At 54.1% G+C, this 16765-nt stretch carries 22 protein-coding genes and 1 pseudogene; 14 read left to right on the forward strand and 9 right to left on the reverse strand.

The window, feature by feature from the left end; genetic code table 11:
- Nucleotides 1-3: 3 nt before the first annotated feature.
- From arsA to SK32_RS20430, 4 genes are all read right to left on the reverse strand, one after another.
- Nucleotides 4-1755 carry an arsenite efflux transporter ATPase subunit ArsA gene (arsA, locus tag SK32_RS20410; protein WP_001556710.1) on the reverse strand — a complete coding sequence of 584 codons (1752 nt, stop codon included), beginning with the start codon at nucleotides 1753-1755 and terminating at the stop codon, nucleotides 4-6.
- Nucleotides 1756-1772: 17 nt separating this feature from the next.
- On the reverse strand, nucleotides 1773-2135 hold the full coding sequence (gene arsD / locus SK32_RS20415) for an arsenite efflux transporter metallochaperone ArsD (protein WP_000783215.1): 363 nt from the start codon (nucleotides 2133-2135) through the stop codon (nucleotides 1773-1775).
- A gap of 47 nt (nucleotides 2136-2182) precedes the next feature.
- Nucleotides 2183-2536, reverse strand: coding sequence for an As(III)-sensing metalloregulatory transcriptional repressor ArsR (gene arsR, locus SK32_RS20420; RefSeq protein ID WP_001114073.1), 354 nt, complete (start codon nucleotides 2534-2536; stop codon nucleotides 2183-2185).
- A 545-nt stretch (nucleotides 2537-3081) separates the two neighbouring features.
- Nucleotides 3082-4059 carry an AraC family transcriptional regulator gene (locus SK32_RS20430; protein ID WP_231591592.1) on the reverse strand — a complete coding sequence of 326 codons (978 nt, stop codon included), beginning with the start codon at nucleotides 4057-4059 and terminating at the stop codon, nucleotides 3082-3084.
- 121 nt (nucleotides 4060-4180) lie between these two features.
- Between SK32_RS20430 and SK32_RS20435 the strand changes: the two genes are divergently transcribed.
- The 3 genes from SK32_RS20435 (at nucleotide 4181) to SK32_RS20445 (ending at nucleotide 7411) form a co-directional block, all read left to right on the forward strand.
- Entirely contained in the window at nucleotides 4181-4714 is a 534-nt protein-coding gene (locus SK32_RS20435; protein ID WP_039265220.1) for a carboxymuconolactone decarboxylase family protein, read from the forward strand.
- 306 nt (nucleotides 4715-5020) lie between these two features.
- On the forward strand, nucleotides 5021-6043 hold the full coding sequence (locus tag SK32_RS20440; protein ID WP_048213815.1) for an IS110 family RNA-guided transposase: 1023 nt from the start codon (nucleotides 5021-5023) through the stop codon (nucleotides 6041-6043).
- Between the two features lie 363 nt (nucleotides 6044-6406).
- Nucleotides 6407-7411: an IS110-like element IS4321 family transposase gene (locus SK32_RS20445; protein WP_000427623.1), complete on the forward strand. Its 1005-nt coding sequence runs from the start codon at nucleotides 6407-6409 to the stop codon at nucleotides 7409-7411.
- Between the two features lie 335 nt (nucleotides 7412-7746).
- On the opposite strand, the gene SK32_RS20450 is transcribed toward SK32_RS20445, so the two are convergent.
- The 4 genes from SK32_RS20450 to SK32_RS20465 form a co-directional block, all read right to left on the reverse strand.
- Nucleotides 7747-8061, reverse strand: a complete 315-nt coding sequence (locus SK32_RS20450; RefSeq protein WP_000091613.1) for a hypothetical protein — start codon at nucleotides 8059-8061, stop codon at nucleotides 7747-7749.
- Between the two features lie 254 nt (nucleotides 8062-8315).
- The gene (locus SK32_RS20455; protein ID WP_000215515.1) at nucleotides 8316-8672 is read right to left on the reverse strand and encodes a cupin domain-containing protein; all 357 of its coding nucleotides are present in this window, start codon (nucleotides 8670-8672) and stop codon (nucleotides 8316-8318) included.
- Complete coding sequence (locus SK32_RS20460) at nucleotides 8662-9063, reverse strand: HepT-like ribonuclease domain-containing protein (RefSeq protein WP_001293886.1); 402 nt, start codon at nucleotides 9061-9063, stop codon at nucleotides 8662-8664. Before SK32_RS20460 ends, SK32_RS20455 begins: the two co-directional genes overlap by 11 nt.
- Complete coding sequence (locus SK32_RS20465; protein ID WP_016487057.1) at nucleotides 9060-9326, reverse strand: nucleotidyltransferase family protein; 267 nt, start codon at nucleotides 9324-9326, stop codon at nucleotides 9060-9062. The genes SK32_RS20460 and SK32_RS20465 overlap by 4 nt, the downstream gene beginning before the upstream one ends.
- Before the next feature lie 182 nt (nucleotides 9327-9508).
- Here SK32_RS20465 and SK32_RS20470 point away from each other — a divergent pair.
- Nucleotides 9509-9682, forward strand: a pseudogene (locus SK32_RS20470) (DUF4158 domain-containing protein); the annotation flags it as partial.
- Nucleotides 9683-9714: 32 nt separating this feature from the next.
- Here SK32_RS20470 and merR read toward each other — a convergent pair.
- On the reverse strand, nucleotides 9715-10170 hold the full coding sequence (gene merR, locus SK32_RS20475) for a mercury resistance transcriptional regulator MerR (protein ID WP_001166628.1): 456 nt from the start codon (nucleotides 10168-10170) through the stop codon (nucleotides 9715-9717).
- A 71-nt stretch (nucleotides 10171-10241) separates the two neighbouring features.
- Between merR and SK32_RS20480 the strand changes: the two genes are divergently transcribed.
- The 10 genes from SK32_RS20480 to SK32_RS20525 all read left to right on the forward strand — a co-directional run bounded on the left by SK32_RS20480 (nucleotide 10242) and on the right by SK32_RS20525 (nucleotide 16743).
- Complete coding sequence (locus tag SK32_RS20480) at nucleotides 10242-10592, forward strand: mercuric transport protein MerT (RefSeq protein ID WP_001294660.1); 351 nt, start codon at nucleotides 10242-10244, stop codon at nucleotides 10590-10592.
- A 15-nt stretch (nucleotides 10593-10607) separates the two neighbouring features.
- Nucleotides 10608-10883, forward strand: coding sequence for a mercury resistance system periplasmic binding protein MerP (gene merP / locus SK32_RS20485; RefSeq protein WP_000732276.1), 276 nt, complete (start codon nucleotides 10608-10610; stop codon nucleotides 10881-10883).
- 27 nt (nucleotides 10884-10910) lie between these two features.
- Nucleotides 10911-11318, forward strand: a complete 408-nt coding sequence (gene merC / locus SK32_RS20490; RefSeq protein WP_000522993.1) for an organomercurial transporter MerC — start codon at nucleotides 10911-10913, stop codon at nucleotides 11316-11318.
- A gap of 38 nt (nucleotides 11319-11356) precedes the next feature.
- Nucleotides 11357-13039 (forward strand): mercury(II) reductase, encoded by a 1683-nt coding sequence (gene merA, locus SK32_RS20495; RefSeq protein ID WP_000281123.1) that lies wholly within the window; start codon nucleotides 11357-11359, stop codon nucleotides 13037-13039.
- Nucleotides 13040-13056: 17 nt separating this feature from the next.
- Nucleotides 13057-13422 (forward strand): mercury resistance co-regulator MerD, encoded by a 366-nt coding sequence (merD, locus tag SK32_RS20500; protein WP_001277463.1) that lies wholly within the window; start codon nucleotides 13057-13059, stop codon nucleotides 13420-13422.
- Nucleotides 13419-13655, forward strand: coding sequence for a broad-spectrum mercury transporter MerE (merE, locus tag SK32_RS20505; protein ID WP_001087807.1), 237 nt, complete (start codon nucleotides 13419-13421; stop codon nucleotides 13653-13655). Before merD ends, merE begins: the two co-directional genes overlap by 4 nt.
- A gap of 65 nt (nucleotides 13656-13720) precedes the next feature.
- Nucleotides 13721-13933, forward strand: a complete 213-nt coding sequence (locus SK32_RS20510; protein ID WP_000993245.1) for a DUF3330 domain-containing protein — start codon at nucleotides 13721-13723, stop codon at nucleotides 13931-13933.
- A gap of 129 nt (nucleotides 13934-14062) precedes the next feature.
- Complete coding sequence (locus SK32_RS20515) at nucleotides 14063-14620, forward strand: recombinase family protein (RefSeq protein WP_001162010.1); 558 nt, start codon at nucleotides 14063-14065, stop codon at nucleotides 14618-14620.
- Nucleotides 14621-14704: 84 nt separating this feature from the next.
- Entirely contained in the window at nucleotides 14705-15409 is a 705-nt protein-coding gene (locus SK32_RS20520) for an IS6-like element IS26 family transposase (RefSeq protein WP_023312637.1), read from the forward strand.
- 104 nt (nucleotides 15410-15513) lie between these two features.
- On the forward strand, nucleotides 15514-16743 hold the full coding sequence (locus tag SK32_RS20525; RefSeq protein WP_000286799.1) for an EAL and HDOD domain-containing protein: 1230 nt from the start codon (nucleotides 15514-15516) through the stop codon (nucleotides 16741-16743).
- Nucleotides 16744-16765 lie beyond the last annotated feature (22 nt).

Below are 16765 nucleotides of genomic sequence, written 5' to 3' on the forward strand. Positions count from 1 at the left end.
AAATTAAACAACCAGCTCTCTGAGTTTCTCGATGCCAGTGGGCTCTGCAGCCATTACCGGTACTAACGCTATGCGGCTTGCATGCTGGTTTTTCACAACCTCGATTTGAGGACGCTCTTGTAGGGCGCGCTGGCAAAGCAGCGGCGATTGCGTCTGTGCAATCGAAAGGCTGTTATTGATAATCCAGCCCCAGGGATGAATCCCCGCACGTTCAAGATCGGACTGCAGGTTTGCCGCTTCCAGTACAGGTGTGGTTTCAGGCAGAGTGACCAGCAAAACTTTGGTACGTTCCTGGTCCTGAAGCTGCATCATCGGAGTGGTAAAATGACCTTTATCCCCCATCTTCCTGGCAATCTCACGGTGATAAGCCCCGGTAGCATCAAGCAGTAATAGCGTATGCCCGGTAGGTGCCGTATCCATGACCACAAACCGTTTGCCAGCTTCACGAATTACGCGTGAAAACGCCTGGAACACCGCAATCTCTTCTGTGCAAGGAGAACGTAAATCCTCTTCGAGCAGCCGTTTCCCAGCCTCATCCAGATCCCTGCCTTTCGTCTCAAGAACATGCTGACGATAGCGTTCAGTTTCATCGTGAGGGTTGATTCGGCTGACCTGCAGATTTTTGAGGCTGCCATTGAGCGTTGTACTGAGATGTGCAGCAGGATCTGAGGTGGTGAGATGCACATCAAAACCCTTATCCGCCAGACTGACGGCGATAGCCGCAGCCATTGTGGTTTTGCCCACACCACCTTTGCCCATCAGCATAATCAAACCGTGTTCACTGCGGGCGATATCATCAACCAGGACAGACAACGACATATTCTCTGGCTTGTTCTGTGGGCTTTGTTCAGGAAGCGATGTTATCTCAGCGTGTTCGTTGAGCAGGCCTTTCAATGCGGATACACCAACCATGTTCAGCGGCTGCAGGTATAAGTTGTCTGTCGGCAAATCAGATAACCCGGCAGGAAGATTTGCCAGCGCCTCTTGCTCCCGTTGCCATATTGCAGCGGCCAGTGCATCACGTTCTGCTTCGCTCGCAGGCAGGACACCGTTAATGACTAAATACTGATTTTTAAGGCCAATAGCTGATAATTCGTCATGAGTACGAGCGACTTCCTGCAGTGTTGATTTTTGCAATCGCGCGACCAGCACAAGGCGAGTTCGTTCAGGATCGGATAATGCCTCAACCGCATGAGCATATTGCTCGCGTTGTTTTTCCAGCCCAGCCATTGGACCAAGACAGGAAGCACCATCCGGGTTACTTTCGATGAAGCTGCTCCAGGCTCCGGGAAGCTGAAGAAGGCGAATAGTGTGGCCAGTTGGGGCAGTATCAAAAATGATGTGATCAAAGCGGGTCAGCAGAGAAGCGTCAGTCAGTAAGCCAGTAAACTCGTCGAATGCAGCGATCTCTGTCGTACAAGCTCCTGAAAGCTGTTCACTGATGCTGTTAACAACGTCATCAGGCAAAAGACCTTTAATAGGGTCAACGATTCTGGCGCGGTATTGCTGGGCGGCGTCCTGCGGGTCAATCTCCAGAGCCGAAAGACCAGACACAGCAGTCACGGGCTGGATAGTGTTACCGATAGTCTGATCGAATACCTGACCGACATTGGAAGCCGGGTCGGTACTGACAAGCAGAACACGCTTTCCCAGTTCAGCCAGACGTATAGCCGTTGCGCAGGAAATCGAAGTTTTGCCTACACCTCCCTTACCGGTGAAAAACAGGTAAGACGGGATATTCTCTAAGAATTTCATATGTCCTCCTGACATACTCAACAACAGGAAGTTTTACCACCACAGCAACTGGTGGAAGCTAAACCCACCTTTTCCAGCGGTATACCAAACCAGCGAGCCAGTTCAGCGCGTTTTGGGTATCGCCCGGCCATCACCGTTTCACCATCAAGCAACAGCAGCGGAAGCCCTTCAGCTCCAGAAGCCTCAAGGAATGCTTTCGCTTTTTCGTTCTCAACGAAGCTCATAGGCTGCTGCGCCAGGTTATAACGTTCGATCTGAACCCCACGCCCTTTCAGCCATTGCACATCAGCAGAAAAATTGACCAAAACCTGATCGACATCTGAACCACAAACGCCGGTACTGCAGCACATCGCCGGATCAAACACCGTTAACATTTTCATCTTTAACACCTCATATTCGTAAAAACATATATGTACAGGCAAAATTTTTAGATACAAACAGCCTTACCGCTGCCAGAGCAGTTGGCCGATGCCAGCTTACGGGCGATGGCCTGTACGTCGTCCTGTTGACTTAACCAGGCCTGCTCAATCACCAGGGCAGCCCAGGAAGGAATATGCGGGGATAAGCGATAATGAACCCATTTCCCCTGCTTGCGATCCAGCAACAGGCCACTTTCCCGAAGCATCGCCAGATGGCGGGAGGTCTTGGGTTGTGATTGTTCCAGCGCTGTGCAGAGATCGCATACGCACAGCTCCCCCATCTCCCTGAGCAGTAGCACGATACCCAGGCGGGTTTCATCAGATAGTATTTTGAAAAGTTGTAGGGATGCAATTTCTGGCATTATGTACTCCTGCTATGAATGGGTATTGTCTCTCCACCAAAACAAGAAGTCAAAATCATATGTGTTTTCTCGCATGTGAGTGCAGGTGTCACTATGCGGTTGAAAAACGACCTGATGTGCGATCGTTACGTTAGTTGGGTAGGTAAAAAAGTCATTTGAGGCTAAAACATTGCTTAGTGCGGGCTTTCAGTTCATAGAGAAGAATGAATAATATCAATTATAACAATTGGTTATTTCCTTAGCGTACGTTTTCGTTCCATTGGCCCTCAGACCCCCTTGTTGCCACTATTACCGCCCGGCAGGGCGCACGCGAAAAGGTACTTCTGGCACTTAAAACTGTCGAACACGATGTGCAGGGGGAAACCCGGGTGTTTACAGTATCAGTTGTACATGAACCGTGAAAATGATCACCAGTTTATGATGATTGAACGCTGACAGTCAGCCCTGATGCTGGAAAAGCATACCCAGGCAGCACCGTTCAACACACTGGTCCACGCAATTGACGGTATGGCCGAGCTGCAGGTTACTTCGCTAATCTCTGCAGTCTAATTCTCAGCCTGTTGACCGTTAATCTTATCCACCTCGGTGGGCTCGTTGCCAGTGATCGTTGTGCTGTACCCACGTTTACGGTGCAGAGCAGGCGTTATGCCCCAGGTTTTTTTGAACGCTTTAGAAAAAGACGACAGCGACAAAAAACCACACTGTTCGGCTACTCTCTCCGTTGTCAGGTTTTTCTCTTCTGAAAGCAGTCTTGCCGCCAGCACCATACGTAACTGGTTGAGCCAGACCTGGGGCGTCTGATGATAGCTGTATGAAAAGTGGCGGGCGAAAGTGGCACGGGACAGAAAACAGCGTTTCGCCATCGATTCCATCGTCCATGGCGACGCAGGATCGGCGATGACGGCCAGTATGGCGGGAGCAAGACGTGTGTCGCTCAGCAGCCGTAACACACCCGCGGGAGGCTCGTGCAACGACAGCAAAATACGCAGGATTAGCGCGAGCAACGTATCTGCCAGCCCCTTCACGATACTCGTACTGCCCGGCAAACCGCCAAGACTTTCGCGTACCAGCATACCCAGCAGTGTTTCCAGTTCAGGGACATCGTGTTGCTCATCGGCATGGAGATGGATCAGCGTTGTTTCATCGGCGAACATCCAGCGATAACCCGGCCCGAAATGAAACTCGCCACACAATACCTCGACCGCAGGCCCCAGTCCTTCCGTCCACACTTCAGTGACGATGCCATTATTGTTGACCTGAGCAGGTACGACCTGCCCCCAGTCCACCAGACTTTGCAGTAAATGTGGCGATCCGTGCGGGAAAAGAATGATATCACCCGCACGCACGTCGAACGTCTTCCCCCCAACAATCAGCCGGGTTTCGCCACGAAGAATGACGTGCCAAGGCACAATACCGGCGGCTTGTTGCGGATGGTCGGCATCCCAGCGCCCGGTAAAACGACAGTGAAGATTGACGCTACATGTTGGTGCCAGTAAGGAAAGCAAGCGGCTGAGATTGTCCACTCTGACTCCTGAGACGATAAGACAAATAATCGAGACGATACGGCCTGCATGCCCGCCGGCTGCGCTCTATTATGTGCTCATCGCCGATACGGCGAAACCCTTAAACTGAAAGGAAAAAATGATGAGCCGTTTAACTTCCGTACAACCTGAAAATGCCACTGGCACGACAGCAGAACTCTTCAGCGCCATTAAACGGGCGATGGGTAAAGTCCCGAATGCCTACCAGACCATTGGCATCGCCCCCGACATTCTAGGTCATGCATTGCAACACAACGCCACGCTGGCTAAAAGTCAGTTGAGCAAACAGGAAATTGAAGCCGTTAACCTTGTGGTCAGTGAAGTCTCAGGGTGTGATTACTGTCTGGCGGCGCATACGTTGACCGGAAAAATGGCAGGTTACAGCGTTGAGCAAATTCAGGCATTACGCCGGGGAGAGTTCCCGGAAGATCCGCACATTGATGCACTGGTCAAATTTGTAAAAACGCTGGTGACGACCCGCAACACCTTACCAGAAGAATCCGTCAGTCGTTTTCTGGCAGCAGGCTTTAGCGATCGGCAGGTGGTGGAAGTCATCAGTGCAGTCAGTGCGATTCTGTTTACGAATATGATCAACCGTGTGAATGACACCCTGGTGGACTTTCCAAAAGTAAACTAACCCCACATGTGGCAGAAAGGCATCTCTTTCTGCCACAACAATTATGCAAATGGACCATTTAGCCTCAGTCGTCAGCGAGAATTGAATTTGAGTAACGATAAATTATCTCGTGAACCGACAACAGTTATGGTGATCTATCAAGGTCCGCTCCTCGCTCATAGCTGCCTGTCAACGTGGTCAAGCTCCCTTATCGCAGACCAGGGGTATAAAAAATCACCTTAACGAATGGAAGGGACTTCCCCTGGATATGCGCCTGATTAACTCTTGTGCAATCATGGGGTAAACATAGCCCCGGAGGGATTCGTTATGACCATCACGACTGTCGGTATCGATCTTGCTAAAAATGTGTTCGCTGTTCACTGCGTTGACCAACACGGTAAAACTGTTCTGGTTAAACCCAAAGTATCGCGTGCTGCCCTTCCTGAGCTGATTGCCAGTTTACCTCCCTGTGTTATCGGGATGGAGGCATGCTCCGGGGCTCACTACTGGGCAAGGTTGTTTCGGCAATATGGTCATGAACCACGGCTGATGGCTGCTAAATTTGTATCTCCTTACCGCATGGCCGGTAAATCAGGCAAAAATGATGCAGCTGATGCTCAGGCTATCTGTGAAGCAGTTCGTCGCCCGCATATGCGGTTTGTACCAGTGAAGGATGAGAACCAGCAGGCGATGCAATGCCTACACCGTATCAGACAGGGTTTTATCGAAGAGAAAACAGCAACATATAACCGATTGAGAGGTTTGATATCGGAATTCGGTGTCATCGCCCCACAAAGTACAGATGCCCTGCGTCACATGGTTTCTGAGCAGAAGAGTTCTTTGCCACTTCAGGTTCAACAATGTGTTAATGACCTGCTGGAACACATTGATCGTATTGAAGATAATATTACTGAATATGACCGGATTTTGTCCCGCATGGCAAAAACAGATCACCGCAGCCAGCGATTGATGGAACTGAAAGGGATTGGTCCCACAACGGCCTGTGCGCTGGTCGCCAGTATCGGTAATGCACACGATTTTAAAAATGGGCGACAACTGGCAGCCTGGCTGGGACTAACGCCATCGCAGTACAGCAGTGGTGGGAAATCAAAGCTTGGCAGGATAACTAAAGCTGGCGATTCGTATCTGCGAACGCTACTGGTTCAGGGGGCTCGTTCGGTTCTGATTGGTGCCGAGAAAAGGACTGATTTATTCAGTCGTTGGGTCTGTTCACTGGTCGATCGCAGAGGATACTGGCGTGCCGTTGTAGCCATCGCCGCCAAAAACGCAAGGCTGTGCTGGGCATCATTGCATTACGGTGATGATTTCAGGCTGTACTCAGCCAGCTAAAGCACGAAACAAAATAACCATCTGACCTGCAATTCGTTGATGATAAAGGGTTAGACCCCGTGAGGCCTATCTGGCTATTGTACAGGATATACGTATCCGCTTAACGAACAAGAACCTCACGCGCGTCTTTCATCAGGGTCCGAATCGATGACGATTCATCATGGCCGTTTATAGTACCGCAGTCTCTCCCCTTTATTTTTACTGAAGAGCAGACAGAAACCATAAACACCGGCGTTGACACGCCGGGGAAGCCCTTATAGTACAATAATTTTCGATATCCAAACTGACCCCTTATTTAATGAGATGGTCACTCCCTCCTTCCCGGTACTATGCTGAGGACAGGCTTTCATTCGGAGAACTATCATGGAAAACATTGCGCTCATTGGTATCGATCTGGGTAAAAACTCTTTCCATATTCATTGCCAGGATCGTCGCGGGAAGGCTGTTTACCGTAAAAAATTTACCCGGCCAAAGTTGATCGAATTTTTGGCGACATGCCCCGCTACAACCATCGCAATGGAAGCCTGTGGCGGTTCTCACTTTATGGCACGCAAGTTGGAAGAGTTGGGGCATTCCCCAAAGCTGATATCACCACAATTTGTCCGCCCGTTCGTTAAAAGCAATAAAAACGACTTTGTCGACGCCGAAGCTATTTGTGAAGCTGCATCGCGTCCGTCTATGCGTTTTGTGCAGCCCAGAACGGAATCTCAGCAGGCAATGCGGGCTCTGCATCGTGTCCGTGAATCCCTGGTTCAGGATAAGGTAAAAACAACCAATCAAATGCATGCTTTTCTGCTGGAATTTGGCATTAGCGTTCCCCGAGGAGCTGCCGTTATTAGCCGACTGAGTACCATTCTTGAGGATAATAGTTTGCCTCTTTACCTCAGCCAGTTATTGCTGAAATTACAACAGCATTATCACTATCTTGTTGAGCAGATTAAAGATTTGGAATCCCAGTTGAAACGAAAGTTGGACGAAGATGAGGTTGGACAGCGCTTGCTGAGCATTCCCTGCGTCGGAACACTGACAGCGAGTACTATTTCAACTGAGATTGGCGACGGGAAGCAGTACGCCAGCAGCCGTGACTTTGCGGCGGCAACAGGGCTTGTACCTCGGCAGTACAGCACGGGAGGCAGGACGACATTGCTGGGAATTAGTAAGCGAGGTAATAAAAAGATCCGAACTTTGTTGGTTCAATGTGCCAGGGTATTCATACAAAAACTGGAACACCAGTCTGGCAAATTGGCCGATTGGGTCAGGGATTTACTGTGCCGGAAAAGCAACTTTGTCGTCACTTGTGCTCTGGCAAACAAGCTGGCCAGAATAGCCTGGGCCCTAACGGCACGACAGCAAACTTATGTAGCATAACGGCAGAAATACACCGGTTTAAAGAATTACTGATCTGGTTTTGCGAATACTGATATTGATGATACTAACGGCCCACCGGCCTGTTGAGGAACCTGTAAAACGGAAAGGCTCATTGAAGCCGTATATTTTCTGGAGGTTCATCAGGCGCGGAACTCATCAAGGCGCGGGAATAAAATCCCATTCAGACGCCGGATAGATTCAAGCAAGCCAACTTGTCGTCAAAATCGGTGTTGCAAAAACGGGAGTGACCATAGATTCCGTTTTCTGAGACGATCCCTATCAGCAAGATAGCTTAAACAGGTGTCGGGAAATTTCGTTGAGATATTTTGAAGGAATCACAGTGTAAGCAGGCGCTTTTTCAGGGAGGCGCGTTCTTGCGGGTTGCGTCCCTTGTGATTGGCGATGCGATCCGCCGTGGCGGCCTGGCGCTTGACGGGCCAGTAGGAGCGGCCATCCTTGCCCATCGACCAGACGCTGCTGGCCTGGTTTTCCAGCAGGGGCAGATGGGCGCTCAGGGCTTCGGGCGACGCGCTGGTCAGCGCCGTGCGCTCACGGGTGCGCCAGCGCTGATGCCAGAGCTTCTTGTCCTCGCGCTCGCTGCCGCAGGTCGTGTGCCCGACGATGGGTGTTTTGCGGCGGCTGCGGCTCATAACGTAGTGGTCTCCAAGAACATTCAGGACTGATCCCAGGCGTCGATGGTCAAGACCTGATCGGCAGGACAGGCGGCTACGCGGTCGGGAACTGGATGGTGTTCAGTCTCATGCCGACCCCATTCGATTGATCGCGTCGCTTGCGGCACGCTGCGACGCAAGGAGGTTTGCGACCTGGTTTAGCAGCCGTGTCCGCTGCATGTCTGTTACCTATCTCCCCGACCGCTCATTGGACCAACTCCAGAGATTGGGCTCTATCGCTCAGCCAATACGAAACCGGCATTGGCTGATGCCACAACCGAGACTAACACAAATGGCTCGGTACCTGTATTTCGCGCCCCGTGCACTTGGCCCGGTCTTGCCACGGCTATCTCACCTTCCCTGAGGGCACGAACAATCCCATTGCCCTGAAAGTAATCAGCCATTCCCGACAAAACAGTCCACGTGTCTTGGCCGTGAGGATGAATGTGAGCCGCAATTTCCTGCCCGGGATGGACATGCCAAACCACGATAATTGAGTCTCGGGTTTCAAGCACAACGGAACGAATAGGCTCGCCTTCGGACGGCTGAACATACTCGGCTACAGAAAATATTCTCGATTCAACAGTCATCGGAGATCCCTCTTTCACAGTTGTCGTTACGGTCTTCATCGTCGGCATCCTGACGCACGGCGGGCAATTGCTGGAGCAACGCCGGCAGCCATTCCTGTACCGTCTCCCACACCACATCGAGGTTGATGTCGAAATAGCCGTGAGCCATGCGATTACGCATATTGCGCATGCTGCGCCACGGCACGTCGGCATGCGCCTGGGTGAACTCGACGTAGCCATCCATCACCTTTGTGGCCGCCTCGCCGATGACGATCAGGCTCATGATGACGGCCTGCTGGGTGCGCTTGTCGGCCAAGAAGTCGTCCTTGGCCATCCCTTCCACGAAGCTGCGCGCATCGGTTGCGGCCTGCTGAATGTGGTCGAGGTAATCGGGCAGGCGGTTCTCGCTCATATCGGTTGCGCCTCCGCGAGCACCTTGGCCCGGAACTTCGGCGGCAGGTCGCCGGGAGTCAGCAGATCGACGTCAACGCCGAGCAGCGATTTCAGTTCTTCTTCCAAATCGCCCAAGTCCAACAACGTGGCACCGGGCAGCGCATCGACCAACAGGTCGAGGTCGCTGCCATCCCGGTCGGTGCCATGCAGCACCGAGCCGAAGACGCGCGGGTTCGCGGCGCGAAAGCGGCCTACCGCTTCACGCACTGCGCTTCGCTTCATGTCAAGCACAACAGACGGTCGCATGCGCATCCTTTCTTATCGAAACTCGTTGAGATGATATGCAATCAAGAATAGAATTTCAAGAACTATTTTCGAGAATCGCAATGCCTTGATTCCCGTGCCGCGCCGGTTGCCTTGGCGGGCTTGTCACAAACCTACGTTTTCAAGAAGAAGGAAACCGCATGCCCCGCCGTTCGATCCTCTCCGCCGCCGAGCGCGAAAGCCTGCTGGCGTTGCCGGACACCAAGGATGAGTTGATCCGTCACTACACGTTCAGCGAAAGCGACCTCTCCATCATCCGGCAGCGGCGCGGCCCGGCCAATCGGCTGGGCTTCGCGGTGCAGCTCTGCTACCTGGGGTCGTCTCAGAATTCGGAAAATAAAGCACGCTAAGGCGTAGTCACCCCGTGACTCCCCCGCGCCGATGCAGCGAGCTTCGTTCCGTCTTGCAGTGACGCAATCAGCGGGCAGGAAACGTTCCCTTTCCGCGCGTGGCAGGCGCACACCAGTTCAGACAGCACGGCCTCCATGCGTGCCAAGTCGGCCATCTTCTCGCGCACATCCTTGAGCTTGTGCTCGGCCAGGCCGCTGGCTTCCTCGCAATGGGTGCCATCCTCCAGCCGCAGTAGCTCGGCGATTTCGTCCAGGCTAAAGCCCAGCCGCTGGGCCGATTTCACGAACCGCACTCGTGTTACATCCGCCTCGCCATAGCGGCGAATGCTGCCATAGGGCTTGTCTGGCTCCGGCAGCAGGCCCTTGCGCTGGTAGAACCGGATGGTCTCCACATTGACCCCGGCCGCCTTGGCAAAAACGCCAATGGTCAGATTCTCAAAATTAATTTGCATATCGCTTGACTCCGTACATAACTACGGAAGTAAGCTTAAGCTATCCAAACCAAATTTGAAAGGACAAGCGTATGTCTGAACCACAAAACGGGCGCGGCGCGCTCTTCGCCGGTGGGCTGGCCGCCATTCTTGCGTCGGCCTGCTGCCTGGGGCCGCTGGTTTTGATCGCCTTGGGGTTCAGCGGGGCATGGATCGGCAACCTGACGGTGCTGGAACCCTATCGCCCGATCTTCATCGGCGCAGCGCTGGTCGCGCTGTTTTTCGCCTGGCGGCGCATCTACCGCCCGGCGCAAGCCTGCAAACCGGGTGAGGTCTGCGCGATTCCCCAAGTGCGAGCTACTTACAAGCTCATTTTCTGGATCGTGGCCGCGCTGGTCCTGGTCGCGCTCGGATTTCCCTACGTCATGCCATTTTTCTATTAATCACAGGAGTTCATCATGAAAAAACTGTTTGCCGCCCTCGCCCTCGCTGCCGTTGTTGCCCCCGTGTGGGCCGCCACCCAGACCGTCACGCTGTCCGTACCGGGCATGACCTGCTCCACCTGCCCGATCACCGTCAAGAAGGCGATTTCCAAGGTCGAAGGCGTCAGCAAAATTGACGTGACCTTCGAGACACGCGAAGCGGTTGTCACGTTCGATGATGCCAAGACCAGCGTGCAGAAGCTGACCAAGGCAACCGGAGACGCGGGCTATCCGTCCAGCGTCAAGCAGTGAGCCACTGAACCCGAACCTGGGGCGATCATGGGACTGATTACACGCATTGCCGACAAGGCTGGCGCGCTTGGCAGCGTTGTTTCCGCGATGGGATGCGCTGCCTGTTTCCCGGCTATCGCCAGCCTGGGCGCGGCCATCGGCCTTGGCTTTCTACAGGAATACGAAGGGTTGTTTATCTCCAAGCTGCTGCCGCTGTTCGCAGTCGTGGCTTTGCTGGCGAATGCACTGGGCTGGCTGAGTCATCGGCAATGGTACCGCAGCCTGCTCGGGATGGTCGGCCCAGCCATCGTGCTGGCGGCCATGCTCTTGTTTTTTGGCAATTGGTGGACGGCGAACCTCCTCTATGTCGGTCTGGCCTTGATGATCGGGGTGTCGATCTGGGATCTGCTCTCACCGGCCAACCGCCGCTGCGAACTACCACCCAAACACGGCTAACTGCATTGGCAGTTGCCGAAACGAAAAGGAACGATGCAATGTATTTGAATATCACCGGAATGACCTGCGACTCGTGCGCGACACATGTCAAGGACGCCCTGGAGAAAGTGCCGGGCGTGCTGTCGGCGCTCGTGTCCTACCCGAAAGGCTCCGCGCAACTCGCCACCGATCCCGGCACCTCGCCAGAGGCGCTGACCGCCGCTGTGGCCGGCCTCGGCTACAAGGCCACACCCGCCGATGCCCCATCCACTTCAGCGCGGGGCAGACTGCTTGGCAAGGCGCTGGGATGGCTGGGCGGTGGCGACAAGGCTGGTGGTGATGGGGACGGACTGCACGTCGCCGTTATTGGCAGCGGCGGAGCCGCGATGGCGGCGGCGCTGAAGGCCGTCGAGCAAGGTGCGAACGTCACGCTGATCGAGCGCGGCACCATCGGCGGTACTTGCGTCAATGTCGGCTGCGTGCCGTCCAAGATCATGATCCGCGCTGCCCATATCGCCCATTTGCGCCGTGAAAGCCCATTCGACAGTGGCATCGCGGCGACTGTGCCTGCGATTGATCGCAGCAAACTACTGGCCCAGCAGCAGGCGCGCGTCGATGAGCTGCGCCACGCCAAGTACGAAGGCATCCTGGACAGCAACCCGGCCATCACCGTGCTGCATGGTGAAGCGCGTTTCAAGGACGACCAGAGCCTTGCCGTCCGTTTAAACGATGGCGGCGAGCGTGTGGTGGCGTTCGACCGCTGCCTGGTCGCCACGGGTGCCAGCCCGGCCGTGCCGCCGATTCCGGGCCTGAAAGAGTCACCCTACTGGACTTCCACCGAGGCCCTGGTCAGCGACACCATTCCCGAGCGCCTGGCCGTGATCGGCTCGTCTGTGGTGGCGCTGGAACTGGCGCAAGCCTTTGCCCGGCTGGGCAGCAAAGTGACGATCCTGGCACGCAGCACGCTGTTCTTCCGCGAAGACCCGGCCATCGGCGAGGCCGTTACAGCCGCGTTCCGTGCCGAAGGGATCAAGGTATTGGAATACACGCAAGCCAGCCAGGTCGCGCATGTGGACGGCGAATTCGTGCTGACCACCGGGTACGGTGAAATACGCGCCGACCAGCTGCTGGTCGCCACTGGCAGGGCACCGAACACGCGCAGCCTGGCATTGGAAGCGGCGGGAGTCGCTGCCAATGCGCAGGGGGCCATCGTCATCGACAAGGGCATGCGCACCAGTACGCCACACATTTATGCGGCTGGCGACTGCACCGACCAGCCTCAGTTCGTCTATGTGGCGGCAGCGGCCGGCACCCGTGCTGCGATCAACATGACTGGCGGCGATGCGGCCCTGGACCTGACCGCAATGCCGGCCGTGGTGTTCACCGACCCGCAGGTCGCCACCGTGGGCTACAGCGAGGCGGAAGCACATCACGACGGGATCGAGACCGACAGTCGCACCTTGACCTTGGACAACGTGCCGCGTGCGCTTGCCAACTTCGACACACGCGGCTTCATCAAGCTGGTCATCGAGGAAGGTAGCGGACGGCTCATCGGCGTGCAAGCGGTGGCCCCGGAAGCGGGTGAACTGATCCAGACGGCGGTGCTCGCCATTCGCAACCGTATGACCGTGCAGGAACTGGCCGACCAATTGTTCCCCTACCTGACCATGGTCGAAGGGCTGAAGCTCGCGGCGCAGACCTTCAGCAAGGACGTGAAGCAGCTTTCGTGCTGCGCCGGATGAGGAAAAGGAGGTGTTCAATGAGCGCCTACACAGTGTCCCGGCTGGCCCTTGATGCCGGGGTGAGCGTGCATATCGTGCGCGACTACCTGCTGCGCGGATTGCTACGGCCGGTCGCGTGCACCACGGGCGGCTACGGCTTGTTCGATGACACCGCGTTGCAACGGCTGCGCTTTGTACGGGCTGCCTTCGAAGCGGGTATCGGCCTGGACGCACTGGCGCGGCTGTGCCGGGCGCTGGATGCTGCGGACGGTGACGGTGCGTCTGCGCAGCTTGCCGTGTTGCGGCAACTCGTCGAGCGTCGGCGCGAGGCCCTGGCCAGCCTCGAAATGCAACTGGCCGCCATGCCAACCGAACCGGCACAGCACGCGGAGAGTCTGCCATGAACAGCCCAGAGCACTTGCCGTCTGAGACGCACAAACCGATCACCGGCTACTTGTGGGGCGCGCTGGCCGTGCTCACCTGTCCCTGCCATTTGCCGATTCTCGCCATTGTGCTAGCCGGCACGACGGCCGGCGCGTTCATCGGGGAGCACTGGGGTATTGCAGCCCTCACGCTGACCGGCTTGTTTGTCCTGTCTGTGACGCGGCTGCTGCGGGCCTTCAAGGGAAGATCATGACCGCTTCCCAGCCAGCCGAGAGTGGGCAGCTTTGAGCTTCGCTACCAATCTGGAGGAGTACCACCATGAACGCAAACGCCCCGAACACTGCCAGTTGCACCACCTGCTGCGTATGCTGCAAAGAAATTCCGCTCGATGCCGCCTTCACCCCGGAAGGCGCGGAATACGTCGAACATTTCTGCGGGCTGGATTGCTATGAACGCTTCCAGGCACGCGCCAAGGCCGCGACAGAATCTGACATTGCGCCTGTCCCTGGCGGTTCGCAGCCGTCAGATTGAGGCATACCCTAACCTGATGTCAGATGTTGAGCACAAACAACGTCAGAGTAGGGTATTAATTTATATTTATTGACACATTCAGCCAAGGGTAATAGATTTCATCCTGACATTTTTACCTTTGGAGGCATCTTGCAAGGTCAACGTATCGGCTACGTTCGCGTCAGCAGCTTCGACCAGAATCCTGATCGACAACTGGAACAAATAGAAGTCGGCAAGGTATTCACCGATAAGGCTTCAGGCAAGGACACACAACGTCCCGAACTTGAAAGGCTGCTGGCCTTCGTCCGCGAGGGCGACACCGTGGTGGTGCATAGCATGGACAGGTTGGCACGCAACCTTGATGACCTGCGCCGCATCGTCCAAGGGCTGACACAACGGGGCGTGCGCATGGAGTTCGTCAAAGAAGGGCTAACGTTCACCGGCGAGGACTCACCGATGGCCAATCTGATGCTGTCGGTCATGGGAGCCTTTGCTGAGTTCGAGCGCGCTCTGATCCGCGAACGTCAGCGCGAGGGAATCGTGCTGGCTAAGCAGCGCGGGGCCTACCGGGGACGAAAGAAATCGCTGAACAGCGAACAAATTGCCGAGTTGAAACGGCGAGTTGCGGCAGGCGACCAGAAAACCTTGGTGGCCCGTGACTTCGGCATCAGCCGCGAAACTTTGTACCAGTACCTGCGGGAAGACTGACCATGCCACGCCGCTCAATCCGGCACTGTTGCAAATAGTCGGTGGTGATAAACTTATCATCCCCTTTTGCTGATGGAGCTGCACATGAACCCATTCAAAGGCCGGCATTTTCAGCGTGACATCATTCTGTGGGCCGTACGCTGGTACTGCAAATACGGCATCAGTTACCGTGAGCTGCAGGAGATGCTGGCTGAACGCGGAGTGAATGTCGATCACTCCACGATTTACCGCTGGGTTCAGCGTTATGCGCCTGAAATGGAAAAACGGCTGCGCTGGTACTGGCGTAACCCTTCCGATCTTTGCCCGTGGCACATGGATGAAACCTACGTGAAGGTCAATGGCCGCTGGGCGTATCTGTACCGGGCCGTCGACAGCCGGGGCCGCACTGTCGATTTTTATCTCTCCTCCCGTCGTAACAGCAAAGCTGCATACCGGTTTCTGGGTAAAATCCTCAACAACGTGAAGAAGTGGCAGATCCCGCGATTCATCAACACGGATAAAGCGCCCGCCTATGGTCGCGCGCTTGCTCTGCTCAAACGCGAAGGCCGGTGCCCGTCTGACGTTGAACACCGACAGATTAAGTACCGGAACAACGTGATTGAATGCGATCATGGCAAACTGAAACGGATAATCGGCGCCACGCTGGGATTTAAATCCATGAAGACGGTTTACGCCACCATCAAAGGTATTGAGGTGATGCGTGCACTACGCAAAGGCCAGGCCTCAGCATTTTATTATGGTGATCCCCTGGGCGAAATGCGCCTGGTAAGCAGAGTTTTTGAAATGTAAGGCCTTTGAATAAGACAAAAGGCTGCCTCATCGCTAACTTTGCAACAGTGCCATAGAAAGGTTACATTTCTAAAAATTATAACGCTGACCTGGGGACCGGGAATATGTATTCATTTATCGCACGCCAGCCTATTTTTGACACAAAAATGCAGACCGTCGCTTATGAGCTGCTTTTCAGAGACGGAATGAACAATGCCTTTCCCGATGTTTCACCAGAATACGCCACGTCCAGAATGATTTCTGACCAGTTTTTATGCATCCCTGTTCCCCGTATAGCCAACAATCACAGTTCTTTTATTAATGTGCCGCACCAGATGATCATTAACGGACTGGGCGATACGCTGCCGAATGAAAAAGTGGTCATCGAAATTCTGGAAAATGCAGTCCCGGATGATGCGCTTTTCTGTGCCGTAAAGGATATGCACGACAGGGGTTACCAGCTTGCGCTCGATGATTTCACGATGGATGATGAATGGGACCGCTTTATGCAGTATATTTCTGTCATCAAATTTGATGTCAGAGACAATGACTATGAAGATATCCGGCAATATATCCACAGAAAAAGTCAGCTTCTGCAGGGCATAAAATTCCTTGCTGAAAAAGTGGAAACAAGGGACGAGTTTGAGCTTTACAGCCGGGCGGGTTTCGCGCTTTTCCAGGGATTTTTCTTCAGTCGCCCGGAAATCCTCAGAAATAAATGCCTTTCCCAGAACCCCCTGCCACTCTCCAGGCTGATGATGGAGGTGAACAGGGAAAACCCGGACTTTGCCGCGGTCGAACGTCTGCTTAAAACCGATCTGACGCTGTCATATAAAATCATGCGCTACGTCAGAAACATGCTGTTTAAATCACATGGCATAATTCAGGCGGACAATCTTACCCTGAAAGAAATGCTGATGTATATGGGGGGCAAAGAACTCCGGCGGTTTGTTGCGGTGGCCGCCCTTTCAAATATGGGGCGTTCCGGCATCAGTGAACTTTATCATCTGAGCATGGTTCGCGGAAAATTCTGCGAATTAATTGCCGAAAAAATAAATAATGTTTCATTATCCTATAACGCATTTATATGCGGTCTGTTTTCATTGCTGGATGTCATTCTTGAACTCCCCATGGACGATTTAATTAAACAGATTTCAATCCCGCAAAACGTAACTGCCGCGCTTTGTGAACATAAAGGTGAACTTTTTGACATACTGACCCTGTCGTTATGTTATGAGAAACTTAACTGGGAGGAAACCGCGAAAATATGTAATACCCTCAATATCAGCGAGTTCACTGTTATAGAAACCATGCAGGCCGCAACAAAATGGGCGGACGAGCTCGCCGTCTGTTAAGGATATTTATCACAAGACAAAT

The sequence above is a fragment of the Citrobacter sp. MGH100 genome, assembly GCF_001034465.1.
GTDB lineage: Bacteria > Pseudomonadota > Gammaproteobacteria > Enterobacterales > Enterobacteriaceae > Citrobacter > Citrobacter youngae.